Genomic DNA, 25,233 nt, shown 5'->3' with positions numbered 1-25,233 from the left:
GGTTGCAGTGCGTTTGTGGCGGGGGAAGTCGTCATGTCCATCGTCGGCCGGGCTCGTGCGTGGCTGTCCTCGTCTGATTCACAGGCGACAGTTTCGCCTGTCATTCGGCGGGCGACAATCGAGCGCGGCGGAAAGATGTCTGTTCTAGCTATCCCCTGGGGATAGTCAACATCAGCGATCACGCAAGGCTTCTCGGAGCTGTGCCAGGTAGGCACGTGCCACCTCGGGGTCAGCCGCACGGGATGCCGGCGGTGACGATGGCGCAGGTGGCGGAGGCGCTGGCGGTGCCGATGCACTTTCTCCGGCCCAGGCCTTGAACTCCCCGCGGATCGCCTTCTGGATGATGCCAAACAGGTAGCCGGCCGGGTTGCGTACCGCGCTGTTGTGGCAGCGTGCCGCCCACTCGTCAAGAACGGCCTGCCTCTGCGCCTCGTCCACCTGCTGCAGTGCCACCAGCGCGCCGGCCTGCTGCTCGTCCTTCAAGCGCAGGAAACGCTCGGGCAGCCGCAGGTTCTGCAAGGCCCTCGCGCGCGGTACTGTACGTACTTCATTTATACGATCATTACGTACTGTACGGTCCTGCTTCGGAATCCGAAGAGAGCCGTCCGGCGCGGGTTTCGGCCCTGCTTCGGATTCCGAAGACGGGCGCGCAGCATTCCGAAGAAGGGCTTCCTGGCCTTCTTCGGATTCGTGGTCCGCACCCTCCTGTGGATAACCTGGCGTCGTCCAGCCATGCCGCGCCATGCGCTGCGCCAGCACTTGCAGGCGGGTCGGCAGCGTGCGCCCGCTGAGCAGCGGGTCTTCGGCGATCTCCCGCAGCGTGTTCATGCCCACGACCTGCACCGCCTTCGCCGCGTGCGTGAGCGCCTGACTGACCAAGCCCAGGTAGTCCGGGTCGAGCTGCATCGCCTCGAAGGGCGACAGCGGTTCGTCGTGCAGCACGTAGAGGTTGCCTTGGATACGGCCGGTCCTGGGATCGCGCCGCCGCCGCACCAGGCTGAGCCAGCGTGTCAGCCGCAGCAGCGTCAAGGCGCGCGCCACGGTCTCGTGCGAGGCTTGCGACGCACAGGGCATGGACGCCAGATAGGGGCGGAGCTGGTCGTAGGTAGGAAAGGCGGTCACGCCGTCGTCGTTGAGCTGCAGGCGGAACACCTGCCAGGCATTGCGCTCCAGCGGCGTCAGGCGCCGGTCGAGGAACAGCGCGCGCGGGACGCTCTCGTGCCGGTTGCCGCTGTAGAGAAAGCAGTCCTGGCTCGGCGCCGTGCCCTGCGCCGGTTCCTTCGGCTCAAGGTGCCGCAGCGCCTCGTCGAACAACGCCGACAGCGCAACCGGGCCATCGCGCCTTGGAGCGTCGCCCGTCGTCATGACCTACACCAGCCCCTGGTCGACCCAGTTCCGTATCGCCGACCAGATCACCGACATGGGCAGGGTCATGGCCTCGGCCAGGTCCATGGTCAGCGCCAGCATCGCCATGTCGTCGTTCAGTGCGATGTGCCGCTCCGTGATGCCGGCCTTCCAGCGTTCCCACAGGGCCACGTCCTGCGCCTCGTCGAGCACCGGATGCCGGCCCTTGCGCTTGGGCAGCCCGAGGATGTTGCGGCGCAGCGCCACTTCCTGATGGGTGAGACCGTAGAACTTGCTGACCATTTCCGTGCTTGCCCCCAGGCGCAGCATGCGGTCCACCGTGGCGATCTCCCGCTCCACGTCGTGCACCTGGCTCAGCAGCCGCTTCAACACTTCCCGGTTCACCGACACCGAACACCACGACACCGTGGCATTCACCAGCATGCTCACGAGTTCGGGGTGCTTCAGCGCATCCAGCTCCTCCTCGCCGAAGCCCATCGCCTTGCAGCGGCGCAACTGGCCGTTGCGCAGGTCATGCAGGGCCTGGGCGATCACGGCCTGGTTGAGTGGGTGCGGTGCCGACATGCGGGAGCCTCCTGCGCTCAGGAATCTTGGCTCGCTACGCCGGCTTCCAGATCCAGCAGCCGGCGCGCCAGGCGCAGCAGGCGGAACAGCTTCACCAGCGCAGCATCGCTCAGGCGTGTGGCCGAGCCGCCGTGGCCATGCAGCAGCGCCGCCAGCTCGTCGGCCAGCCGCGCGCGGTCCAATCCGTTCGCGGCGGGCGGCGCCGCGCTCAGTACATGCAGCAGGGTCAGCACCGCCCGCGCGAACGCCGGCAGTGCCTTCGCTTGGTCCACGGCCGGCGCCACGCAGACAAAGCCGATGCCGCCGTCGCTGGCCTCGATGTGGTCGGCAACCGCCGCTTCCTCGCCGATTTCGCGCGCGAACTGCGCGATGTGCACACGCAGGCGATCCGGCGCGTCCAGCCCCGGCTCGACGTACCAGACGTCCGAGATGGGATAGAGCCCGCCGACTTGTACGGGGATCGCACGCAGCGCATCGGCCTCGAAGTCGGGCAGCTTGTCGCCGAGCTGGTCCGCAACCATCCGCTGGATGGACTGCAGGCGCTCGGTGGTCGGTGCCGGTGTCACGATGTGCCCTTGCAGGCGCTCTTCGCGTACCCCGTGCTGGTCCTCCGGCGCTTCGGGCGATGCAGGCGGTGTCGCTGCTGGCGCCGGAGGCGCGACCGGCGTGGTGTCGCGCGGCACAGACGAGGCGGGTGGCTGCTGAGGCGCGGAGACCGGCGGAGGAGGACCAGCAGGCGCGACAGGCGCTGCCGGTGGCGTCGGCGCCGCCGGTTCGCTGGTCAGCGCACGCTGGCGGCTTTCGCTTTCGTTGATCTCCAGCGCCAGCGTGTCGTAGTCCGCCTCCAGCAGCTCGGCCATCTGGCCGACCAGCTCGTCCTGCACCCGCTGCGGCGAGAAGTCGTCCGGCTGTGTGTCGAACTGCGTCAGCACGTCCTGAAATAAGGCGGCGAAGTCCACGGTCACGGTGCGGCCCAGCGCACGCCGCTCCCAGGTGCGCTCGCACGCCTTGCGCAACACCGCGAGCCGGTCCACCTGATGCCGGCCCAATCCGCCGTACAACAGCGTCGGGATCGCCGGCAGCAGGTAGCGCACCGCATCGTTCATACGGCTGATGTGCGACTGCGGCACCGGATAGCCGTCGGCAGTCAGCCGCCGCGCAAGTTCGCTTTGCGACAGCGCCTGGCCGCTTTCCTGCTCGTAGAACTCGCGCGCTTTCTCGATGCCCAACGCCCGCTCGATGAAGGTCAGCCCGCCGCGCAGCTCGTTCTCGGCCAGATGCCCGGTCAGCGCCACGATTTCGCCGCGCGCCGGCCACGGGCGGAACAGGCACGCGATGCGGAAGAAGCGTTCCTCCTTGGTCTCGCTCCACAACTCGCGCAGGATCGCCAGCCGCGTGTTGCCGCCGTTGCGAATGATGTAGTGCGCCTCGCCCGGCCTGCGCGTGATCGCGGGGGGCGCGTCCAGCCCGCGTTCGCGGATGGACGCCTTGATCTCCGCATAAGCCGGGTTGCGCGTCACGCGCGGGTCGTGGTCGTAGGGCCGCAACTGGTCCAGCGTCACCACCATCGGCGTGTCGGCGATGGGGTCGCTCAAGGTCGCGGCCGAAGGGCCGCTGCGCTCGAAGCCGGTGGCCAGCAGCTTGGCCGCCATGTCCTGCGGCGTCAGCTCAGCCACGGCCGTTCTCCTGCGCCTGCCGGTCGGCGCGGCGAAGTTGCGCGCGGGCATTGCGGTCGGCACGGTGATCGCTCGCAGTCGAGCTGGTGTAGATCGACGCGCAGCCTTGTTTCGTGAATTTCAGGTGCCCGCCGGACGTGCGCACCACGCGCCAGCCTTCGCCCAGCGCGAACTCGATCAGCGCGCGCAGCCGTTCACGGCCGCGCGCCAGTTCATGCGCGCTCGCCATGGCCGGCCCCTCCCACATCGGCCCGGCCGGTGACCAGCGCGAAGCGCTCCCGCCACGCGGGAAACAGCTCGCCGGCCAGCGTGCGCATGGTGGCCAGCGCCGCAGGCGCCGTGCGCCCAGCCGGCCGCCGGTACTCCACCCGGTGCACCGGCAGTCCTCGTGTCGCAGCGCGCGCCCTGGGTGTCGACCAGCAGCAAGTCATAGTGCGTGCGGAAAACGGGAAGCAAATGGCGCAGTCGCAGGCGCCCATCCGGAGCGTGCAGCAGCAGCGTGTTCAGTTCGCCGCGGTCGTCGTTGGAGAGCACCAGGTCCAGGCCCGCAATCGCGGTGCGCGACACCAGTTGCTCGATGCGCCGCTCGTTGAAGGCCAGCATCTCGTAGATGCCGCCGGGCGCGCGCACGTCCAGCGTGAAGTAGCTCGACAGCGTGGGCTGTACGTCCAGGTCCAGCAGCAGCACGCGCAGCCCGGCATCGGCGATGAAGCCGCCCAGGTTGGCCGCCGTCGTGGTCTTGCCCACGCCGCCCTTGGTCGAAATGATGGACACCACCTGCATGAGCTTCTCCTCGTCGAATGGCATGAACCGAGAAGAAGCGTCAGGAGCGTTCTTTGAGGCGATCAGCGATCCACTGTTCGATCTCCACCGAGTCCCAGCCCACCGCGCGCACGCCGAGGCGCAGCGCCTTGGGGAACTTGCCTTCCTTCATCAGGCTGTAGATGTGCGCGCGCTTGAAGCCGGTCTTGGCTTCGACCTCGGCGCGGCGCAGGACGCGGTGCTCGGGCGGCAAGGCCGGCGCGATGGTCTGCGAAGACATGAGAGGCACTCCTTGACGCTCGATGGCGTTGTTCAGAAAGTGCCTCGCATTCCATATGCTGCTGCTGCGAGATTCACTGCAACTGCAGAACACGCAACTGCAATTGCAGTCTGCTGTTACAGGCTCAGCGCGATGCCTCCAGGTGGCGACGCGCCTGTGCCAGCTTGCTCCACAGCGTTCGCTCGCTGATGCCGGGCCGCCCTTCATGGTGGGCCAGTAGCGCACTGATCACCGCATCCATGTTGCGGAAGGACGAGTAGGCAGAGCCCGCGGGGGACTTGCCCAACAGCAATGTCAGCAGGCCGCCAATGATGTTCAGGTAAGTCGATTCGCTGCGCAGGCCCGGTTCACTCGCATCGCCCTCACGAATGCTACTGGCATGCTCCTTCGCCAACGCTTCGTGCTGTGCCTTCAGCGCCGCATGTAGTTGTGCGAGTTCGGCAAGCTGCAGCTTGGCGGCCTCGCGATCGGCCAGCAACACGTTCAGCATGGCGACGCTCACCGAAGGATGCAGTTCGCGCTCGATGCCGTCGAACAGGAATGGAGGCCGCTCACCGGGGTAGTAATGCGACATCCACGCCTTCAGGTCGACGTGGCGCACGATCAACGCAGGATCGTCGAGTGCGGGGCGCTGAGGTTCCTGCGCCATGCCTGCCTTGCCGTAAGAAAGCTCATCGTGTGCCAATGCGTCGAAGATGCGCTCGGAGAAAAGGCGCAGCAAGGGCCAGCGCGGAAAGTCGTTCGGCTCAGGCATGGCACGTGGCCCGAGCGTTTCCAGAATCCGCGGCTCAAAGCGCAACAGTCCCGCCCAACGGACGGCCGCCTCGATCGGGCGGTAGTAGATCCTGGCGCCAAAGGCAAGGCAACTCGATTTCTCCATGTCGCGTGCGTCCCATCGTCGGATCGAACTCTGGCAGACGCGCACCGCCCAAGTGGGCGAGGCGATTGCCCAGAAATCCGGATGAAGCGCAGGACCGGCCGGGATCGTGGAAGGAAGCGTTGCATCGGCGCTGACGGCCGGCTAAGGGCGAACTACATCTTGCTACGCTTGAAACTCCTCAACCATGATGCGGGCGCTTTGCCTTTGGACCGGCACGCGGCTTGGTGGTCGCGCTCCCCTGGAGTCAAGCATGGGTGCCGCGCTTTACCCGAAACCTGGCCAAAGTTTTCCGTAGGAATTCCAACGGCGTAAAGTGCCAATGCGTCAACAGGATGAGCCGGTTTGCAACCAGCAAAAGCTCATGCGTTCCGCGTCAGTGAAATGACCGCGGCGGCGAGCCCGCAGGCGAGTGCCGGAGGACGGAAGGGCGCAGCAATTGCGTCGAAACTGGCATCAGTACAGCGCATGAGCCATGCAGATCGGGTCAGCCGCAAGACCAAAGATGAATCGCGCAATCCGAGAAAACTAGCCGCGCACCTTTCGATAGATCTGCGTCAGATCGCGCGTGATGTGCTTGCGTCCTGATGACATACACGTTCGGCGCGTTCGATGAACCGCTGCAACGGCTCCGTCATGCCACCCTCGGTTCGTAACAGATAGGTGGTTATCGATGCGCTCTGACCGGCCAACGGGCGGACAACAACATCCGCCGGCTGGCAAGTTGCCAAGTGCGCGGCAGTGGAAAAACTTAGCCCGTACCCTGCGGCCACCAACGTCAGCATCAGCCCGTGAGAAGCGGCATACTCAGCCACGATCGGTTGGACATCGACAGAGCGGAACAGTCGTTCGCTCTGCCGACCGCAACCTTGGCATGCCCGTGGATCACAAAGTACCAGCGGATAGCTCACCACTTCCTGCAACGGCACTTCCTTGAAGGCTACAAGCGGGTGCCGTGCGGGCAGGATCACTACCAAGGGGTCGGCCCACAGCGGCTCAGCAATGATCCCGTCCTCCACTTCATTGACCATTGCAAAGCCGGCGTCGAACAGATTTGCGTTCAGCCCCTGCACGAGTTCGGTCAGCGGTACTTCGGAGAGCCGGATGTTTACCTGCGGCGACTCTTCGCGGCACAGTGCAAGCAGTGCTGATAGCCTCGCCCGTCCTATGTCTCTCGACAGCGCGATTCGCAAAATGCCCTGAGAACCGGAGGCAGCAGCCTTCGCGCTGGCCACTGCCTGCTCAACGCTCAACATGATGCGGCGGGCGTCGTCGAGGAAGACTCGCCCTGCCCAAGTCAGGGTTGTGCCCCGCGGCGTGCGACTGAGCAACGTCACGCCTAGAGTTGTCTCCAACTTGCGGATCGTGCGTGATAGGGGAGATTGTTCTATATGCAGCCGCCTAGCGGCTCGACCGAAGTGCAGTTCCTCGGCTACAGCAATGAAACAGCGAAGATGACGTAAGTTCATGCGCAGTCCCTCGTGACGTGACCAGTCCTTATGATCGTAGGGAGCCGCATGCGTGCGGAGAAGAGGCCGGCATGTCTTGCAGCGGCTGCCGTCGCCGGCTCACAGCACGCGGGCAATGGTGTCCGGAGTTATTGCAACGCTGCTTGAACGCGGGCGGCGGTCATGGCGGATGGCTAGCTAGAGCACTCGCGCCAGCGCGCCTCGGCTATCTTCTGTGGCCGCAGCGACCCGAGGAAGACAGTCGCGGCGTCTTACGTCACTCCCCGAGGGCGAGCGATTTGGTCTGTCGACACGGGCGGCAGCGCAGCGTCTGAAGTTCGCGCCAGCGGGCATCGCGCCGGATGAACTGTCGATGGGCATGTTCGGCGAATTCGAGATCGCCACCTGTAACCGCGCCGCTGAAGCACTGCGGCCGGAGCAGTCGCAGCAAGCGGCTGACGCGGGCGGACAAGCAATTCCTGTAACATGTGCCGCGCCTCTTCACTGCCTTGCAGCAAGCCCGCGACAGCGTGAGGGGAGCGGCCAACGGCTTTCACGGTCAGCAACGCATTACGCTGTCCGATGGCATCACCCCGTCGCGCTTGCCGACCTTGCTGGCGTTAAGCTGGCAGGAGGAGCCCGACGTCGAGTTGCGCCTGTTCGAGGTGTCACTGTCGCAGCAAATCAAGGGGCTGCATGGCGATCTGTATGACCTAGGGCCCAGTCTGGTGAAGTGGGTGACGACATCGTGGCTAAGGCGCTTTGGAGCGCCCCCCCTCATGGTCGCGGCGCCGGCATGGCATCCGCTGCTCAAGCACAAACGTATCTCACTGGACGAGGTGCTGCGTTATCCGCTGGTGCTGGTGACCCACATGCATACGGGGGTCATGAACGTCAGATCCAACGAGTGCTGCCGCGGGTGAAGCAGGAACCCGTGATCGCTGCACGGGTGGCTTCCTGGGAACCTGAAACGCGTCGAGGTATATTGATTGGACAGAAGCTAGTCTTCCGTCAACAGGTGTAGCCATCCCTTGCTAGCGGCTTCCATAGAACTTTCCCACGAACGAGCGACGGTAACTCTGGTGGCAGGCTAGGCAGCTTTGCTGGGTCTTGGAGAAAGCCGCGATGACTGCTTGGCCGTCATTCCGCTGTGCAGCCTCGCCCATGGCGGTCGCGGCGTCATGGACCTGTCCATCAAGACCCCGAAACTTTCCAGCGTCTGCCCCAAGCCAAGCAAGGATGCGCATCTTTTCCGACATGGGCGGCTCGGCATGCTTGGCGATTCGTGGTGCTAGCTCGGCGACCAGCGGCCAGTCTTCTTTGGAGATCGCGCCCGTGACGGCTTGCATGTCGCGACCGAGTCTTTCCATTATGGTACGAAGCGCCATTGGCTTTGCCGCCTCTACGGACTGCGCACCGAGTGCCGTGGCGAAGGTTGCCAAGAGCACGGACAGCGGGACGGTGAAAAACGATCTGGGTTTCAAGGGCTGGTTCACGAATTTCTCCATTGATGTTGTGACGAATGCTTTGGGTCTAACGATTGGTTGCAGGTGTCCTCAAAATTCCAGACTCAGCGCGATCGATCCGAATGCGTGATGGCCCGCCTGCTGGTCGAACTCGCGGGTTCTCCAAACGCGCATCACGGCGAGCCGTACGCCACGTCCAGCAACGATCCATTGGCTGCTGATGCCGAGAGCTGCTTGCGCGATCCAAGGCCGCCGGCTGACGTGATGGCTATGCCGGAACATGTTTCCGTCGAGTGAGAAGTCCCAGGCGACGGCTTTACCCTCCAGATTCAGGAAGACATGTGCCCCAGGTTTGGGCGCCAGGACCGACTGCGGCGTTGTCGTGCGCAGATCGGCAACACCAGAGGGCGGGCGGTTCTCTGCGCCAGGGCGGATCGGATAGCTGCCGAAGTCGTTCGGTATGTTCCAGCCCGCGCGAAACTCCACGCCGGTACTGGCGGCGGTTTCGATGTTTCCGACCCGCAGGGCATAGCTGCCGATCACGTCGCTGCCCCATCCAGGGCGGACCGCACCCTCCGTGTACGGCTTGAACTTGCGCTCCATGGCCATCTGAAACGCCGGCTCGTTGCGCAACTGGTTGTCCCAGCCGCGAAATCGCTCAATGCCGCGTGCCCGATGCACCAGATCCTGAGATTGCTCGGCCAGCGACCAGGGGCCGATCACGCCCAGGGTCAGCTCACGCACGTCAAGCATTTCGTAGCTGGCGGCTTGTGGGTGGATGCGGCGATTCCACGCCAAACCCAGGTAGAGCAAACCAGCGTACGGTCGGTCATCTGGAATCACGTCGGTGCGCGTCTTGTTCTCGGGCGTGTACATGGACTGGCCAAAGCGCACGACGAGGTTTTGCGACGACGAGTGGGCGCCGGCGTCGTGCCAGAAGCCTGGATCAGCCCAGCCGATGAAGCGGGCGTACAAGCCAATCGGCTGGGGCAGGCATTCCGGACGGAGCCCGCCTTGCAGATCGCGTGAGACTGCTGTTAGCGCGACACCGTTGGTGTAGTTGCGATCGGAGCCGGTGAACAAATCGTTCTCCAGACGCAGAGTGCCGCCCCGCCAGCGCAGGGATTGCTCTGGTGAGCAGGAGGGAGGATTTGCAGAGAGCGAGACTTCGGAACCGAAAGCAGCAATCGGGCTGAACAATGCACCCGTAATCAACAAGGCGGCGCACTGCATCGGCTGCCGCACCTTGGTGCCGCGCAGGCTCCAGAGATACCCGTCGATGCCAATCATGTTGCCCCATCGCCTGCCGCCCTGTTGACGTAAAAGCGTTCGAGGGCACTGACGATTTCCTCCGCTTCGTCTACGCAGGTGAACAAGTCGAGATCGGATGGAGAGACATAGCCTTCGTCGAGCAGAAGGTCGAAATCAACTACGCGACGCCAGAATGCACGGCCGACCAGCACTACCGGAATACGCTGCATCTTTCCGGTCTGGATCAAGGTGAGCACCTCGAACAGCTCATCGAGCGTTCCATAGCCACCCGGGAATGCCACCAAGCCCTTGGCGTGCAACAAGAAGTGCATCTTGCGCAGCGCGAAATAGTGGAATCGGAACGCCAAATCCGGGCACATGTAGGGGTTGGGTGCCTGTTCGTGGGGCAGCGTGATGTTGAGGCCAATCGAACGTGCGCCAACCTCGAAAGCACCGCGGTTGGCGGCCTCCATGATGCCGGGCCCACCTCCGGTGACGACGACGAAATCACGGCGGTTTTGCTGCTGGAAACGCGCCGAAATAAGGCCCGAGAAACGCCTCGCTTGCTCGTAGTGACGTGCCTGTTCGACCCGGCGATTGGCTCGCGCAAGCTCTTGCCGCAGCCCGACATTCTCCGGAGTGACGAGCGCCTGACGCTCCAGCGCGCCAAGGCGGGCTTCTGCCGTCTCGGCATCGCTCACGCGTGCGCTGCCGAAGACCACTACCGTCGAGCGGATGCCTTTCTCGTGCAGGATGCGCTCAGGTTTGAGTAGTTCGAGCTGCAGTCGCAGCGGCCGCAGTTCGTCCTGGCCAAGCAGTTCGATGTCTTCGTACGCAAGACGGTACGTTGGCGACTCGCGGATGGCGCGCAGGCGTTCAGCGAGATCTTCGGCGGGCTTCATCACTCGTGCGCCAGAAATTCCGGCCAGCGCAGCGCATGACCATGCTCGGGCACCGTGACCTGCCAGCCGAGTTGCTGTTGCAGGAGTTCGGCGAAGGCCTGCGCGGCAGACAGTTCCCCATGCACCACGAAGGTTTGCGCCGGTGGGTGAACAAAACCCCGAGCCCAATTCAGCAACGCCTTCTGGTCGGCATGCGCCGAGAGGCCGTCCACGCTGTGGATCGCCGCACGTACCGGGATGTCCTCGCCGAAGATGCGTACACGTTCGGCCCCCTCGATCAGGCGCCGGCCAAGCGTCCCCTGCGCCTGGAAACCGGGAAACAAGATGCTGCATTCGCGGCGTGGCAAGTTGTGGCGCAGGTGGTGCCGGATACGTCCCGCATCGCACATGCCGCTGGCAGAAATAATGATGGCCCCGGAGCGAATCCGGTTCAGCGCCATGGACTCCTCAGCGCTCGCTGTGAAATCCAGGTACGGGAGGTTCTCGCCGCGCGCGTGCCATCCGGCCAACCGCTTCGCCTGTTCGTCGAACAATTCGAGATGTTCACGCGTGATGCGTGTGGCCTCGGTGGCCATCGGCGAATCGACAAACACCATTGGACGCTGCAGACGCCCTTCGCAGGTGAGACGATGTAGGTGGTAGAGCACCTCCTGGGTTCGGCCGACCGCAAAGGCCGGAACGATGACATTGCCGCCGCGCTCGAACAGGGTTTTCTCGACGATGCCGATCATGTCCGCTTCGGTCGCCGAAAAATCCTTGTGCCGGCGGTCACCGTAGGTGGACTCGATGACGAGGATGTCGGCTTCCTCAATGGGTGTCGGGTCGCGCAGGATGGGGCGTCCCGGCTGACCCAGATCGCCGCTGAACACGATCTTCGTGGGGTAACCGTACTCGGTAATCCACACTTCCACGATGGCCGAACCAAGGATGTGTCCGGCATCACGAAAGCGGGCGCGCACTCCGACGCGGGGTGCGAACTCCCGGTCGTATTCGATACCTCGTACTTGCTGCAGGCATTCGTGTGCATCCTGCAGGGTATACAGGGGTGGCGGCACGGTCTTTTCTTTGAGCCGCTTGGCAACCCGCTTGGCATCGCTTTCCTGGATGTGAGCGCTATCGGGCAGCATCACCCCGAGCAGATCAACCGTCGCTGGCGTGGCGTAGATGGGCCCCTTGAACCCGGCGCGCGTGAGTTTGGGCAATAGCCCGCTGTGGTCGATGTGGGCGTGGGTCAGCAGGACGAAGTCAATGGACGCCGGGTCGAACGCGAACGGCTCGTGGTTGCGTGCTGCTGCTATACGCCCACCTTGAACCATGCCGCAATCGACCAGGAAGCGGACATTAGCCGCTTCGACCAGAAAGCACGATCCGGTGACTTCTCGGGCTGCGCCCAAAAAACTGAGTTTCATAGGGCGTTCACTCGGGTTTTCGCATCGGGCAAGTGCTGAGGCCGAGCAGGCGATAGCCAGGACAGCGGCCTGCCAGGCCGGTGAGGAGTGGCATGATTCCAATGAGTCCCAGCCAACGCCAGGATGAGTCCAGCCACAATGGGAGACTGAGCAAAATCAGTCCGATGACGATGCGCACAATGCGGTCGAGATTTCCAACGTTGATTTGCATGACGGTCTCCTTGTGTTGAATCAGCGGCTTGAAAACGCGACGGGGGCGGCAGCGCCCCGCAGCGGATGGGTTGCGGTCGATGCCGTCGTGGATACGTCCCAGCCACCACCAAGGGCCTTGTACAGCGCCACCAATTGCACGGCGGCGTTGGTATGCGCCCGCGCGGCTGCGGTTTCCGCCTCGTGCAGGCTGCGCTGGGCTGCCAGCAGTTCGACCAGGGCGATGTCGCCCGCGGCGTAGCGGGCCTTGGCGTGGCCGTAGCTCACGCGCGTGGCATCCAGTGCCATGCCGCGGCGCTCCAGTGTGTCCAGCCCGCCGTGATAGTCGCCCAGCGCGCGCTCGGCATCGCCCAGCGCCGCCAGCACCGCCTGCTCGTAGGCCAGCGCAGCCTGCCGCTCGGCTGCCTCGCGTGCCCGAATTTCGGCTCGCACGCGGCCACCGTCGAACAGGCGCCAGGAAATCAGCGGCAGGATGGAAAAACGCGAGCTGGATGCATCGAACCAATTGCCCGTACTGAGCGCCTGGAACCCGCCGCCGACACCGATGGAGAGTTTGGGGAACAACTCGGCTGTGGCCACGCCGATGTCGGCGGAACTCGCTGCCAGGCGACGTTCCGCAGCCAGCACGTCAGGGCGTCGGCGCAGCATATCTGCGCGCTCGCCCACCGGCAGCGCCCGCAGCGTGCTCGGCGTCAAGGGGCCATCAAGCAGTGCCAGCTCCCGCTCCGGCGGTGCGCCCAGCAGCACGCCCAGGCTGAGCACCGCGGCGCGCTGGCGCGCCTGGATATCCGGGATAAGCGCGTTGGCTGCTGTCCATTGGGCGTACGCCGCCTCCACGTCGGCGGCCGACGCGTCGCCCAGCGCATGCCGCAGGCGCACCAATTCCAAGGTCTGCTGCAGCGTATCTAGCGTGGCCTGTTGTGTGTGCAACTCGTAGCGGGCGCCGGCGGCGGTGAACCAGGTGCGCGCGACCTCGGCCACGATGCGCATGCGTACGCCCTGTGCCTCGGCTTCGGTCGCCTCCAGGCGGGCGCTGGCGCCTTCCATGGCGCGCCGCTTGGCCCCAAACAAATCGGCTTCCCAGGCCGCGTCGAAGCCCGCATCGTAGATGGTCTGCGTGGCGTCAAGACCGGGGATGGAGCCGATGGGCAAGGGGCCGTTCTCGCTTTGACGGCGCCGGTTGACGCTCGTGCCAGCGCCGACGGTGGGCAATGCCTCGCCGGCCACGCGATCGCGCAGGGCGCGTGCCTCATCGATGCGTGCCGCAGCCTGGCGCAGATCCAGGTTCTGTGCCAGCGCCGTGGCCATCAGGCGGTCGAGGATCGGATCGTCCAGTGCAGACCACCAGTGGCTCAAGTCTGCGGACTGGGATTCGCTTGCCAACGGCAAGGTCCAGCCGCTGCCGACGTCGACCGGCGGCGGCTCGCGGTAGTCGGGGCCCACGGTCGCACAGGCAGTCAGCAGCACGCAGGACAGGGCCAGCGCGAGCGGACGCACGCGCCCTGGGGTCAGGCCGGTGACGGTTGCGCGAAGAAAGGGAGTGCGGGTCTTGGATTTCATTGCAGGCGTCCTCGGACGAATACGGTGGCCATCGTCAGCGTGGCAAGGGCGATGACCGCCAGCGGCCACAGGCTGGCGAGAATGTCACCGGGCGGCATAGCCTTGAGAAAGCTGCCTTCGACGATGATGAGGAAGTGGGTTAGCGGAATGGCCTGGGCCAGCCATTGCAGGACGACAGGCATGTTTTCCACAGGCGTCGCAAAGCCGGACATCAGCACCGCCGGCACGCCGATGGCGAACGCACCCAGGATGGCCTGCTGCTGGGTCATGCTGACCGCGGAAATCATCAGGCCGATGCCGACCACCGACAGGATGAACAGCACCAGGCTGGCGAGCAGAAGTGCAAACGAGCCAGTAAACGGGATGCCGAACAGGAATACGCCTGCGCTGATCATGAACAGGCCCAGCACGGTGCCAATTGCGAGTGCCGGCAGTGATTTGGAAATGATGATTTCCGGCGTTGAAGTGGGCGACACCAGCAATTGGTCGAAGGTGCCAAGCTCGCGTTCGCGTGCAATCGACAGCGAGGTGATGAGCAGCGCGCTGAACAGCGCCAGGATGCCCGTGAGGCCGGGCACGATGAACCAGCGGTAGACCAGATTCGGGTTGAACCAGTGGCGCACGACCACTGGCGTCGGTGCCTGGGCGTCGGGCACGACCTCAGCGCCGACATCGGCGGCGATGGTAGACAGATAGGCCACGGTGATCTGCCCCGAGTTGCTGCGCCGGCCATCGACCAGTACCTGGGCGCGGCCACTTTCGCCGGCAGCGATGGAGCGCGAGAAATCCACCGGGATGGCGAGCGCGGCGATCACCTCGCCACGGTCGATCAGCTCGTGCAGCTGCTGCTGGCTGTCGACATGCCGGACGTGGGTGATGAAGCGCGCGCTGTCCAGGCGCTGTTCCAACTCGTGCGACCAGCGCCCCGCATCCTGATCGTAGACGGCGATATCGACGTTGCGCACTTCCAGCGTCGCAGCAAAGGCGAACACCAGCAACTGCAGGATCGGCGGCACGAACACCACCATCCGGCTCCGCGGGTCGCGCAGGACGCTGAGCACTTCCTTGATGAACTGGGCGCGCAGGCGGGTGAACGAGAATGCGGAAGTCAACATCGCGTCACTCCAGGTTCTTGCGCGTGGCGCGCTTGGCGATCACGAAGAACAGCACCCCGATCGCCGCCATGGCCGCAAGGTTGGGCAGGAACACGGCCCAGATGTCGCCGGCCAGGAACACCGTCTTCAGCGAATCGACGAAGTAACGCGCCGGAACCAGCCGGGTGATGGCCCGGATTGGCGCGGGCATCGCGTCGATCTCATATAGAAAGCCCGACAGCATGAAAGCCGGCAGAAAACCCGTGAACAGCGCGATCTGCGCGGCCAGGAACTGGTTGCGTGCCAATGAGGAAATCAGCAGACCCTGACCCAGCGCCGGTACCATGAATACCGCCGACAGCAGTAGCAGCGCCGCCAGCGAGCCTCGCATCGGCACGCCGAACACGAACACCGCCAGCGCCGCCGCACCCAGTGTGGATAGCATGCCAAGCACGAAATACGGCAGCAGCTTGCCGATCAGGATTTCGGCCACCGAGGCGGGCGTGGACAGCACCGCCTCCATGGTGCCGCGCTCCCATTCGCGCGCCACCACCAGTGCAGTCAGCATGGTGCCGATGATGGTCATGACGATGGCGATGGCACCGGGAATCAGTGCGCGGCGGCTTTCCAGCTCGGGGTTGAACCAGTAGCGCGGTTCCAGCATGACGGCCTGCGCTGGTGCTCCGACGTCCAGTCCGGCACGCCAGGACTGGACCACGCCGCGGGCGTAGTTCTCGACGTAGTTGGCGGTATTGGGGTAGGAGCCGTCGGTGACGATCTGCACCAGCGGCTCGCTGCCACGCTGGGCCAGCCGCTGCTCGAAATCCTGCGGGATCACCACGTAGCCGCGCAGGTCGCCTGAGACCAGCTGGTCGGCCACTTCGCGCCGGTCATGGGCGAAGTGGGCATCCAGGAACTTTGTGCCGGCAAAGGCCGCCGCAAGCTCCTGCGCTGCAGCGCCGGGCGACTCCAGCACCACGCCGACGCGGACATCCTTCGCATCCAGCGACACCGCATAGGCGAACAGCAGCAGCAACACCACCGGCAGCACGAACGCGATCAGCAGCGTCGAGGGGTCGCGCAGCGCCTGGTAGCTTTCCTTGGTGACCAGGGCGATCAAGCGCCGCAGATCAAAATGGCGCAGGTCGGTCTGCTGTGGTCCATTCCCGTCCTTGTGCTTTGTGGTGCCGTTCATGTGGCGGCCTCCAGCTCGCGGTCCGCCGACTCCACCAGGTGAATGAAGGCGTCCTCCATCGTCGGGTCGGGTCGTTCGGAGCTGACCGCCGAACGTTTGAGCGCGTCGGGCGTATCCAGCGCAATCAGTTGCGCACGCGAGAGCATGGCCACGCGGTCGCAGTATTCGGCCTCGTCCATGAAGTGGGTGGTGACCATGATGGTCACGCCCTTGCGGGCCAGTCCGTTGATGTGGGTCCAGAATTCGCGCCGGGTGATCGGGTCCACGCCCGAAGTGGGTTCATCTAGGAACAGCACGGGCGGCCGGTGCATCAGCGAACAAGCCAATGCCAGGCGCTGCTTGTGGCCCAGCGGCAGGGAATCGGGCGTGGCGGACAGCCAGTCGCCCAGATCGAAGGTTTCGATCATCTCGGCAATGCGCTCGCGCCGGGTGTTGCCTTCCAGTCCGTAGACGCCGGCCGAGAATTCCAGGTTCTGCTGCACCGAGAGCAGGCCGTAGAGCGAAAACTTCTGCGCCATGTAGCCGAGCCGGCTCTTGGCTGCGCCGGTGGCGCGGCGCAGATCATGGCCCACCACATGCGCTTCGCCAGCAGTTGGTTTCAACAGGCCGCACAACATCTTGAAGGTGGTGGACTTGCCGGCGCCGTTAGGGCCGAGCAGGCCGAAGATTTCGCCCTTTTGCACCTCGAAGCTGACGTTGTCGGTGGCGGTGAACTCGCCGAAGCGCTTGGTGAGGTTTCGGCACGACACGGCAATGTCGGAACCCAGCTCAACCGGCGGCAGACGCTCGGCCAGCGTCGAAGTGCCGCCGGGGCCGCCACCGAGCAGATCGATGAAGGCGTCTTCGAAGCGCGCGGGCACCTGCGCCAGCTCCACTCGCGCCTGATCGGACAGGGCCTGGAGCTGCTCCGCTTGAGCGCCCTCGCGCAACACCACGCGCACGCCGGCGCCCTGGATCACGCCATCGCTCACGCTGGGCAGGTCGAGTGCCTGGGTCAGGACCGCTCGGCGCTCGGCACCGACGTCTTCCAGACGGAAACTGCGGCCTTCGAGCTGCGCGGTCAGCTCCTGCGGCGGGCCATCGAACAGGAGCTGCCCTTGGTTCAGCAGCAGCACGCTCTCGCAGCGCTCGGCTTCGTCGAGATAGGCGGTGGACCAGACCACGGCCATGCCTTCATCGGTCAGCGCCTGCACCATGCGCCACAAGTCCTGGCGGCTGACCGGGTCGACACCCACGCCCGGCTCGTCCAGCAGCAGCACCTTCGGCCGCGCCATGAGCGCACAGGCAAGGCCCAGCTTCTGCTTCATGCCGCCGGAGAGCTTGCCGGCCAGGCGTTTGGTGAAGGGTCCGAGCCGCGTGAAGTCCAGCAGCTCGGCAAACAGATCGGCGTTGCGGTCCGCATCCATGCCGCGCAACTGCGCATACAGGCGCATGTTCTCCATCACCGACAGGTCTTCGTACAGGCCAAAGCGTTGCGGCATGTAGCCACTGGCGACATGAATGGCGTCGTTGTCCTTGACCACGTCATAGCCTGCCAAGGTGACGTGGCCGGCGTTCGGCACCAGGAGGCCGGTCAGAATCCGCATCAGCGTCGTCTTGCCGGCGCCGTCGGGGCCGACCAGACCCGTCAGCCGTCCATAGTGGATGCGCGCGCTCAAGCCCCGCAGCGCCTTTACGTCGCCGAAATGCTTGTCCACGTCTTCGATGACGATGGCAGCGTCTTCGCCCGCACCCGCAGGCACGGCGGCGATAGCAGGGCTTGCCTGCATTTCAACGCTCCCCCGCCGGGATACGGGTGCCGGCTTTCGCATCGACCTCGATCGTCACCGGCATGCCCTGGCGCAAGGCACTGTCGCTGTCGGCTTCGTCGATGACGATGCGCAGGCGGTAGACCAGATCCGTACGCAAATCCGTCGTCTCCACCGTCTTGGGGGTGAACTCGGCGCGCGGCGAGATGAAGCCGATCTGGCCGCGATAGACCTTCTCTGATGAATCGCTTTTGACGCGCACCAAAGTACCGGGCGCGATGCGCCCCAAGTCCGACTCGCCCACGTAGGCGCGCACGTAAACCGGCTTGTCCAGGCTCAGGCTGTAGACCGCGCTCTGGCTTGCGACCATGCTGCCGGGCTCCCGCACTCGTGCGATGACGGTGCCGCTACTGGGCGCCATCAACTCGGTGTCCGCCAAGGCTGTCGTGGCTTGCGCTGCGGCAGCCTGTGCGGCCGCAAGGCGAGCTTCTGCCGCGGCGATGTCTTCCTTGCGAAAACCTTCGGATGCTTGCGACAGGGCCGCCTTGGCCGCTTCGACGCCAGCGGCTGCCTGGTCGCGCGCCGTGCGGGCTGCATCGACCGTGCGCTGGCTGCTGGCGCCAGATGCCAGCAGGCCACTCTGGCGCTGGAAATTGCGCTCGGTCTCGGTGGCGAGCGCCTGGGCCTGCCTGAGGGCTTCGCGCGCCTGGGTGATTTCCTGCGGTCGCAGACCGCGGCGCAGCTTGGCCAGTTCCGCCTGCGCCACCTGCACCTGGGCCTGTGCTGCCGCAAGTGCTTCCCGATAGGGTTGCGCGTCAAGCGCCGCCAGGCGCGCGCCCGCGCTGACGGCATCGCCCTCATCGAAAGCCATTTGCATCACGCGCCCGGGCTGACGGAAGGCCAGTTGCACCTCGCGGATGTCGACGTTGCCGTAGAGGCGCAATGCATCTTGTTGTCCATGGTCGCGCGACAACCAGAACGCCAGTGCGCCGCCAAGAGCGAGCACGACGACGGCGATCACGACCCAACGGGTTTTCTTGAAGAGGAGGTTTGGAGTTTTCATCGATGGGTTTCCGCTGGATAAAGGTGCTCAGTGCTCGCGTGCGACCGGCGCATTCGCCGCTGACCGGCGCCAGGCGATGGCCGCTATGCCAGCCCACACCAACGTGCGCAGCGTCATGGCGACCACCGTGCGTCGCTCCCAGGCGCCACCCAGAGCCACATGCACTCCGAAAGCGAGGAACACGAGTGCGGTCGCCACCGTGATGACAATCGCCAACCACGCGGCCCAGCGCCGGCGCATCCACAAGCCGACGCCGGCGACGATGTAGGCGAACCCGGCCAGAAAATTGAACCAGAGCACGAAGGGCACATAGTGGCCGGCGGCTTGGCGCGCCGCGCCGTCGACAAACAGAACGGCGCCGCCCTCCCGAAGAGTGAGCAGACCGAAGCCGATCGCAAGCAGGGAGATCAGCCAGTGCCAGATGCTGCGTTGTGGATGAGTGGTCATCTTCATGGCCTTTACTTGATCGGGGAAACTCCCAGGCCTTCGTCGTCGCGGCGTGCGTGTGCATTCCGCCGGGCGGTCGGGCTGAGTGTTGAATGACGCGGATTCGCGCTGGAGGCGCAACGCGATCGCATGACCGTGGTGTGCCTCTCGGCTGACCGAGGAACTGCGTGGCGGCAGGATGGAAGGCGTTTCATCGGGTGTGCGTGATGCCACGGAGATAGATGGCAAACACGGCTGGCGCGTCGCGGCGGATGCGTGCTACATCGCCCGCCAGCAACGACTGCATCACCAGCCCTTGAATTGTGCCGATGAACAAGACGACGGCCGCGTCCACATCCAGTTCTGAATGCAGCTCGCTTCGCGCCTTACCGGCTTCGAGCAGTCGACGCAACCGCTCACCATATTGACGGGTCAAGGTCTGCACCATTTGCTTGGGCAGGGTCTCCCCCGGCCGCTGTAATTCGCCGAAGAGCATCCTCGGCACCCCCGGGTGCTCGGCCACGAAGTCGATGTGCGTCTTGAAGATCGCTTCAAGAGCTGCGAGGGGGGACGTAGCACCTTCTGCGGCCTTGTCTACTCGAGCCAGCAAGCGTTCCGTAACCCAGGACATCACCGCCTGCAGGATTGCGTCTTTAGTCGGGAAGTGACGGAACAGTGCTCCCTGGGTCAACCCCATGCGCTGCGCGATGGCCGTGGTCGTGATGTCGCTGGGGTTCTGTTCGGCAGCCAAGTCGACCACTGCCTCGACGGTGGCCGCGCGCCTCTCATCAGCCGGTAGATGCCTGGAGCGTCCGCTCATTGCTTGCATCCCAAAAAGTGAGTAATCTATTACTATCTTACCACTGTGCAGCCAGGCCGCAAGAGGGGAAGCACGAAAAAGAGGTCTCGATGAACAGCAGAACTGCTATCTCAGACGGCTGCCAACGGTCGATTTCTAGCGGGCGCAAACGTCGCCCTCCGCACCTCATTGGCGGAAGGGCGCCGGCACATCGCAAGCCTGGCGGGGCGTAAGTGGGCGGGATGTGGATGGAGATGCTGGCGCCCGAGAGGCCGAACCAGAAGAAGACGAACAGGAGGTGGCCTTGGATTTCAGATTGCTGCGCTACTTCATCGCAGTCGCGGAAGAACTGCATCTGGCCCGGGCAGCCGAGCGTCTGGGCATCGAGCAATCGCCTGTGTCACGTGCGATGCGCGACCTAGAAAGCCAGCTTGGCGTGCAGTTGTTCGACCGCAGCACACGCCTGACGCGGCTGACCTGGGCCGGCCAGGTGTTCCTCGGCGAATGCCGGCGCGTGCAGGCCACCGTGGAGCAGGCAGTCAAGAGCGCCAAGGCGGCGGCACAGGGCTACCAAGGCAATCTACGCATCGCGATCTGCGACAGCCTGGCGCAGCCCCGCATCGCCACCTTGCTGGCACGCAGCCGCGAGGATGAGCCCGAGCTGGAGATTCGCGTCTTCGAGTTGCCGTTCGCGCAGCAGCTCAAGATGCTGCACGACGATCTGCTGGACATCGGCTTTGCCTTGTCAAACGCGGTACATGATGGCCTCGTCGCCGAGCCGGTGTGGACCGATCAGCTGTCGGTGATCGTGCCCGCACGCCACCCCTTGCTGGCGCACGTGCAGGTGCCGCTGGCCGAAGCCCTGAAGTTCCCGCTGGTTCTGTGCCATCCCGAATCGGGATCGGGCTGCCGCCATCAGATTCAAGCGTTGCTGCAGGACGCAGGCACGCCCCTCAAGCTGGTCGATGAAGTGACCAGCCTGGGTGTGATGCTGACCTTGGTCGGTGCCGGCTACGGCATCGGCTTCGCCATCGCCTCGCAGGTGCAGACGCTACAGCGCCCGGACATCTCCATTCGTCCCCTGGCCGGCACCCCACCGGTGCTCTATACCTACCTGCTGCGCCGCCAGGGCGAACCCTCGGAGCCCATGAAGCGGTTCATCGAGCGGGCGAAAGGCGGGCGGGACCGCGCCTGTCGATGATGAGTCAATCCTTTGAGGACGCAGCTCACCTGTCCGTTGCGGCCTGTGGCGTGATGTGCCAGTGGACAGATAGACTTCGGTATGAAATCCGATGCTCTGGCTGTTAGTGGATGTGCTTGGCTCGCTTTGGATCACCCGCAACGGCCTGCGTTGACCAGGCCGAAGACTTGAGTCCACAATCGAGTCCATTCCGTGACGCTTGGATCGGAAAAGACGTTCGTAATAAACGAGTTAGCGACCGGGTGCTGTTCCCATCGCCCGCTCCAGACAGCCAAGAAAAAGCCCCGTCATCACTGATGGGGCTTTTTCGTTTCTGGCGTTTGTAGGGCTTGACCGCAAAGGTTTGGGCCGGGAAAGATGGCGCTTTGCGACTAGGTAGAAAAGGCGCTAGACGGAAAAAATCTGTCCCCTTTTTCGGGATAGCGATCACCTAGGAAGCAGCTAGGCGCTGGTACGCCAGAAAACATTTCAAGAAAAATAACTAACAGCTTAAGAGTTTTGATATGGACGTTATAGAAAAACTGCAGGGGGCGATGAAAGGCAAAAACTACGAGCCTTTTATTAGACATATAAGATTCCCTCATTTCAAAAATCTAACACCATATTTGAGAATAGACTTCAAGTTTCCTATTACTGCAATAGTAGGCCCAAATGGCACCAACAAAAGCTCGGTCCTTCGAGCAATTGCGTGCTGCCCACACTTCAAAAATTTAAGTGAATATTGGTTTGAAACGGATGTAGACCCAATTGACGAAAGCGGCGGCCGTCCACGTTATATTTTTGGATACATTGACCCCCACTCAAGAAATACTGTAGAGGTAATTCAAACTCGGATTTCTCGCCCAGGAAAAGGGGAAGTCTGGGAACCATCTCGCCCATTAAAAAGCGATGGAATGGACCTGTTACCTCCTCTACCAATAGGAAAAAAAATACCTGGAAGAAAAGGAACTCGATGGGAGGGCATAACAAAAAAGGTCGTAGTACTAGATTTTCGAAGCGAGATCAGTGCATTCGACAAAATACTCTATCACGGAGATGCTGCCGAGAATTTACGGGGCAAACAAAATAAAGACATTCTCCGGCAGCGCTCAAAACTATTAAGAAAGGTAATTGGGGAAGGACTCAAAACATTCAAACCCTTTAAAGGCAGAGAAGAACAAGTCTTCGCCAATGAACTCCTATCTGATAAAGCAGTCAAGCAGATATCACATATAATAGGCAAAGAGTACTCAGAGATCCGACTCATTGAACACTCCCTGTTCGAAAACCGCTCTCACACTGCAATACTGCAATCCAAAGGAATTACATACAGCGAAGCATTTGCCGGAAGCGGCGAATTCGCTGTTATCATGCTTGTCTACAAAATAATGAAAACTGAAGAACGCAGCCTTATAGTTCTTGACGAGCCTGAAGTTTCACTTCACCCCGGCGCACAAATCAAGTTAATGGAATTCCTATTCCAAGAAGCACTAGAAAGGCATCACCAAATATTCATCGGCACACACTCAAAACTAATAATAGACAGGCTTCCGCCTGAAGCAATAACACTACTACAACCAAACCCTGCCACACACAAGATAACTGCTCAAGAAAACATAAAACCTTCAGAAGCCTTCTTCCATCTTGGACAAATACCTGCCAACAAAAAGAAAATCTTTGTGGAAGACCCACTTGCATTTGAACTAGTACGAAAAGCTCTCAGGATATTGGGAGAGGGGGCATTTAATCAATTTGAAGTGATCTGGTATCCGGGAGGGGCTCCGTCTATTTTCTCCAAGTGCATGACCGGCCTATTCCAAGCAAAAGATGATGCCTCTTACTTCTTCCTAGATGGCGACAGAACTCCCGTAAACGAAGTGGTACATCCAGACAAAATACCTGAAGCCGATCATGAAAAGCTTAAAGAAAGCATTCTAAACTTCACAGGTGTATCCGCAGGGAAACTGGTCTTTTCTGAGAACGGCGGAAACGATCCAAACCTAGCAGAACATAGAAAAACACTCGAACGCGACTTCTTAATTTATGCAATAAAGACCACCAACTTCCTCCCATCAAAAACTCCAGAGGAGTTTGTTTGGGAGCATATGACAAAAGATCATATGACTAAAGAATGCGAAGATTTACCCGCAAAAGACAAATATGTTAGACTCACACGTCTTGAGAAAGGCTTAATGGAAGGCGAACAAATAAGTGCACCAGCAATACTAGAAACACAGGTGCGTAGACTGGCAACCATTAGCAACGACAACCCATCAATAGTAGCTCTATCAGAACAACTTAGAAGACTTGTTGAATAAGCCATGCATATAGATGTTTTTGATTTTTTCTCTGGTTGCGGCGGGACAAGCTGCGGATTCAGAGATGCCGGCTTCAACATAAAAATGGGTCTTGATGTCGATCATGATTCAGCAGAAACTTTTCGACTGAATTTCCCAGAAGCTCAGTTCATAGAGACAGATATACGCACAGTACACCCGAGCATCTTAGATAATTTAATAGACAGGTCGAATCCAATGTTATTTAGCGGATGCGCCCCATGCCAGCCATTTTCAAAGCAAAATCGGCAGCGGCAACCGAATGACAAACGACTGAACTTGCTTGACGAGTTTGGGCGTTTCGTACAGCACTGGCTTCCAGATTATGTTTTCATTGAAAACGTACCAGGCATGCAAAAAAAGGCGACCAAGAGCGAAACATTCAGTCGATTCACTCAGTTACTAACAACTCTCGGCTACTCATATCAAACAAAAGTTGTAGAAGCTCAATGGTATGGGGTGCCTCAAAAGAGAAGTCGTCTAATTTTACTAGCTTCACTACACCAAGAAATAGAACTACCAACTCCTACTCACGGAAAGGATGGCACACCTTATTCGACTACAAGGGATTGGATATCAAACCTCCCCGAAATCAAGCACGGGGAATGCGACCCAACTGATAGCGATCACTTTTCCATGCAGCTATCTGAAATTAACCTTGAACGCATTCAAATGACACCTGAAGGCGGTGGGCGTGAGCATTGGCCTGATAGACTAGTTTTGCCTTGTCATCGAGGCTATGAAGGTCATATAGACGTATACGGACGCTTGAGTTGGGACAAGCCTGCTGTAGGGCTGACAACAAAATGCATCAGCTATTCTAATGGTCGTTTTGGGCATCCTACCCAGGACAGAGCCCTAAGTCTTAGGGAGGCAGCATGCCTTCAGACGTTTCCGAGGACGTTCCGCTTTGTCGGGTCAAAATCTTCCAGAGCGAGACAAGTTGGCAACGCCGTTCCGCCTCTGATGGCTAAGCGTGTCGGCCTATCCATTAAACAGCAGCAGTGAAGCGCAGAACTGCGAAAAGTGCCATAGAACAAACGCAGCAAATCCCCTACCGCTTTGGCAAGCTGTCGAAAACACTGCAAGGGATAGCGGAAAAATGCTGCTCTGACTGCACCTCAAGACCAGTAAAGCCAGGATTTGCAGATCACAGCGAGGTGCCGGAAAGGGTTCGATTACCATCACCCGCTCCAGATAGCTAAGCAAAAGCCCCGTCATCACTGACGGGGCTTTTGCTTCTCTGGTGCTTAAACGGCTTTGATCACCCCAGCTCCCTGGCCTGTAATCGCTCCACTCGGCGACCATCCTGTACAAGATTCCGACGTTCCTTTTACAACGCTCAGCCCCCGCAAGCACGTCATTCGTAACCGCTCCATAAACCCCGTCCTGGCGGACGGTTTTTTCAGGAAGCAGAGGCAGAAGCTGGCGAGCAGTTCCACGGCAGCAGCGCTTCGTAATCCTCGACGCGGCTCGCCGCTGACAGGCGTTCAAGGATGTGGCGCAACCAGGCGTAAGGCTCTTGCCCGTTGGCTTTGGCAGTTTCGATCAGGCTGTAGATCTGCGCGCTGGCGGTAGCGCCTTTCGGCGTGTCGCTGAACAGCCAGTTCTTGCGGCCGATG

25 protein-coding genes and 1 pseudogene are annotated in these 25,233 nt (G+C 62.0%); 5 read left to right on the top strand and 21 right to left on the bottom strand.

Translation table 11 applies throughout. The features are described 5' to 3' along the window. Positions 1-171: 171 nt before the first annotated feature. The 7 genes and pseudogenes from DBO86_RS03535 to DBO86_RS03505 all read right to left on the bottom strand — a co-directional run bounded on the left by DBO86_RS03535 (position 172) and on the right by DBO86_RS03505 (position 5,527). Positions 172-1,365, bottom strand: a complete 1,194-nt coding sequence (locus tag DBO86_RS03535; protein ID WP_108232992.1) for an STY4528 family pathogenicity island replication protein — start codon at positions 1,363-1,365, stop codon at positions 172-174. Positions 1,366-1,368: 3 nt separating this feature from the next. Beyond that, the gene (locus tag DBO86_RS03530) at positions 1,369-1,929 is read right to left on the bottom strand and encodes a DUF2857 domain-containing protein (RefSeq protein WP_108232991.1); all 561 of its coding nucleotides are present in this window, start codon (positions 1,927-1,929) and stop codon (positions 1,369-1,371) included. Positions 1,930-1,946: 17 nt separating this feature from the next. Next, positions 1,947-3,605 (bottom strand): ParB family protein, encoded by a 1,659-nt coding sequence (locus tag DBO86_RS03525; protein WP_108232990.1) that lies wholly within the window; start codon positions 3,603-3,605, stop codon positions 1,947-1,949. Then, positions 3,598-3,834, bottom strand: a complete 237-nt coding sequence (locus DBO86_RS03520; protein ID WP_012584779.1) for a hypothetical protein — start codon at positions 3,832-3,834, stop codon at positions 3,598-3,600. Before DBO86_RS03520 ends, DBO86_RS03525 begins: the two co-directional genes overlap by 8 nt. Then, positions 3,818-4,388, bottom strand: a pseudogene (locus DBO86_RS03515) (ParA family protein). The gene DBO86_RS03520 and the pseudogene DBO86_RS03515 overlap by 17 nt, the downstream one beginning before the upstream one ends. A 40-nt stretch (positions 4,389-4,428) precedes the next feature. Continuing rightward, positions 4,429-4,647, bottom strand: coding sequence for an AlpA family transcriptional regulator (locus DBO86_RS03510; protein WP_108232989.1), 219 nt, complete (start codon positions 4,645-4,647; stop codon positions 4,429-4,431). Positions 4,648-4,771: 124 nt separating this feature from the next. Further along, positions 4,772-5,527, bottom strand: coding sequence for a hypothetical protein (locus DBO86_RS03505; protein ID WP_010792182.1), 756 nt, complete (start codon positions 5,525-5,527; stop codon positions 4,772-4,774). Between the two features lie 342 nt (positions 5,528-5,869). Between DBO86_RS03505 and DBO86_RS25780 the strand changes: the two genes are divergently transcribed. After that, positions 5,870-6,112, top strand: coding sequence for a hypothetical protein (locus tag DBO86_RS25780; protein ID WP_134280909.1), 243 nt, complete (start codon positions 5,870-5,872; stop codon positions 6,110-6,112). Here DBO86_RS25780 and DBO86_RS03500 read toward each other — a convergent pair. Beyond that, on the bottom strand, positions 6,082-6,993 hold the full coding sequence (locus DBO86_RS03500; RefSeq protein WP_010792183.1) for a LysR family transcriptional regulator: 912 nt from the start codon (positions 6,991-6,993) through the stop codon (positions 6,082-6,084). The genes DBO86_RS25780 and DBO86_RS03500 overlap by 31 nt on opposite strands. A 467-nt stretch (positions 6,994-7,460) precedes the next feature. Here DBO86_RS03500 and DBO86_RS03495 point away from each other — a divergent pair, with 467 nt between their 5' ends. Then, positions 7,461-7,895 (top strand): LysR substrate-binding domain-containing protein, encoded by a 435-nt coding sequence (locus tag DBO86_RS03495; RefSeq protein ID WP_014819576.1) that lies wholly within the window; start codon positions 7,461-7,463, stop codon positions 7,893-7,895. Between the two features lie 111 nt (positions 7,896-8,006). On the opposite strand, the gene DBO86_RS03490 is transcribed toward DBO86_RS03495, so the two are convergent. The 12 genes from DBO86_RS03490 to DBO86_RS03435 all read right to left on the bottom strand — a co-directional run bounded on the left by DBO86_RS03490 (position 8,007) and on the right by DBO86_RS03435 (position 20,116). Then, positions 8,007-8,468: a cytochrome c gene (locus DBO86_RS03490; protein ID WP_010792184.1), complete on the bottom strand. Its 462-nt coding sequence runs from the start codon at positions 8,466-8,468 to the stop codon at positions 8,007-8,009. Positions 8,469-8,528: 60 nt separating this feature from the next. Next, the gene (locus DBO86_RS03485; RefSeq protein ID WP_010792185.1) at positions 8,529-9,728 is read right to left on the bottom strand and encodes a lipid A deacylase LpxR family protein; all 1,200 of its coding nucleotides are present in this window, start codon (positions 9,726-9,728) and stop codon (positions 8,529-8,531) included. Further along, positions 9,725-10,591: an LOG family protein gene (locus DBO86_RS03480; protein ID WP_014819574.1), complete on the bottom strand. Its 867-nt coding sequence runs from the start codon at positions 10,589-10,591 to the stop codon at positions 9,725-9,727. Before DBO86_RS03480 ends, DBO86_RS03485 begins: the two co-directional genes overlap by 4 nt. Beyond that, positions 10,591-12,000, bottom strand: coding sequence for an MBL fold metallo-hydrolase RNA specificity domain-containing protein (locus tag DBO86_RS03475; RefSeq protein ID WP_014819573.1), 1,410 nt, complete (start codon positions 11,998-12,000; stop codon positions 10,591-10,593). Before DBO86_RS03475 ends, DBO86_RS03480 begins: the two co-directional genes overlap by 1 nt. 7 nt (positions 12,001-12,007) lie before the next feature. Further along, positions 12,008-12,211: a YgaP family membrane protein gene (locus DBO86_RS03470; protein WP_010792188.1), complete on the bottom strand. Its 204-nt coding sequence runs from the start codon at positions 12,209-12,211 to the stop codon at positions 12,008-12,010. A gap of 20 nt (positions 12,212-12,231) precedes the next feature. After that, the gene (locus DBO86_RS03465; RefSeq protein ID WP_014819572.1) at positions 12,232-13,770 is read right to left on the bottom strand and encodes an efflux transporter outer membrane subunit; all 1,539 of its coding nucleotides are present in this window, start codon (positions 13,768-13,770) and stop codon (positions 12,232-12,234) included. Next, positions 13,767-14,885, bottom strand: coding sequence for an ABC transporter permease (locus tag DBO86_RS03460; RefSeq protein ID WP_014819571.1), 1,119 nt, complete (start codon positions 14,883-14,885; stop codon positions 13,767-13,769). The genes DBO86_RS03465 and DBO86_RS03460 overlap by 4 nt, the downstream gene beginning before the upstream one ends. A gap of 4 nt (positions 14,886-14,889) precedes the next feature. Then, the gene (locus DBO86_RS03455) at positions 14,890-16,059 is read right to left on the bottom strand and encodes an ABC transporter permease (protein WP_014819570.1); all 1,170 of its coding nucleotides are present in this window, start codon (positions 16,057-16,059) and stop codon (positions 14,890-14,892) included. Beyond that, on the bottom strand, positions 16,056-17,828 hold the full coding sequence (locus DBO86_RS03450) for an ATP-binding cassette domain-containing protein (RefSeq protein ID WP_014819569.1): 1,773 nt from the start codon (positions 17,826-17,828) through the stop codon (positions 16,056-16,058). The genes DBO86_RS03455 and DBO86_RS03450 overlap by 4 nt, the downstream gene beginning before the upstream one ends. 1 nt (position 17,829) lies before the next feature. Beyond that, positions 17,830-18,870 (bottom strand): secretion protein HlyD, encoded by a 1,041-nt coding sequence (hlyD, locus tag DBO86_RS03445; protein WP_014819568.1) that lies wholly within the window; start codon positions 18,868-18,870, stop codon positions 17,830-17,832. A gap of 27 nt (positions 18,871-18,897) precedes the next feature. Continuing rightward, positions 18,898-19,323, bottom strand: coding sequence for a hypothetical protein (locus tag DBO86_RS03440; protein ID WP_014819567.1), 426 nt, complete (start codon positions 19,321-19,323; stop codon positions 18,898-18,900). A gap of 184 nt (positions 19,324-19,507) precedes the next feature. Beyond that, positions 19,508-20,116, bottom strand: coding sequence for a TetR/AcrR family transcriptional regulator (locus DBO86_RS03435; RefSeq protein ID WP_014819566.1), 609 nt, complete (start codon positions 20,114-20,116; stop codon positions 19,508-19,510). Positions 20,117-20,399: 283 nt separating this feature from the next. On the opposite strand from DBO86_RS03435, the gene DBO86_RS03430 reads away from it, so the two are divergent. From DBO86_RS03430 to DBO86_RS03420, 3 genes are all read left to right on the top strand, one after another. Beyond that, positions 20,400-21,296 (top strand): LysR family transcriptional regulator, encoded by an 897-nt coding sequence (locus DBO86_RS03430; protein ID WP_108232988.1) that lies wholly within the window; start codon positions 20,400-20,402, stop codon positions 21,294-21,296. 503 nt (positions 21,297-21,799) lie between these two features. After that, complete coding sequence (locus tag DBO86_RS03425; RefSeq protein WP_108232987.1) at positions 21,800-23,593, top strand: ATP-dependent nuclease; 1,794 nt, start codon at positions 21,800-21,802, stop codon at positions 23,591-23,593. A 3-nt stretch (positions 23,594-23,596) separates the two neighbouring features. Continuing rightward, positions 23,597-24,619, top strand: a complete 1,023-nt coding sequence (locus DBO86_RS03420; protein ID WP_108232986.1) for a DNA cytosine methyltransferase — start codon at positions 23,597-23,599, stop codon at positions 24,617-24,619. A 397-nt stretch (positions 24,620-25,016) separates the two neighbouring features. Here DBO86_RS03420 and DBO86_RS03415 read toward each other — a convergent pair. Further along, the coding region (locus DBO86_RS03415; RefSeq protein ID WP_146173179.1) for a transposase domain-containing protein at positions 25,017-25,233 on the bottom strand (217 nt) is incomplete at its 5' end.

It is taken from the genome of Ectopseudomonas oleovorans (assembly GCF_003052605.1).
In the GTDB taxonomy this organism is placed as follows: Bacteria; Pseudomonadota; Gammaproteobacteria; order Pseudomonadales; family Pseudomonadaceae; genus Aquipseudomonas; species Aquipseudomonas oleovorans_A.
The sequence above is the reverse complement of the archived record's forward strand: the minus strand, read 5'-3'. Positions and strand labels throughout refer to the sequence as shown.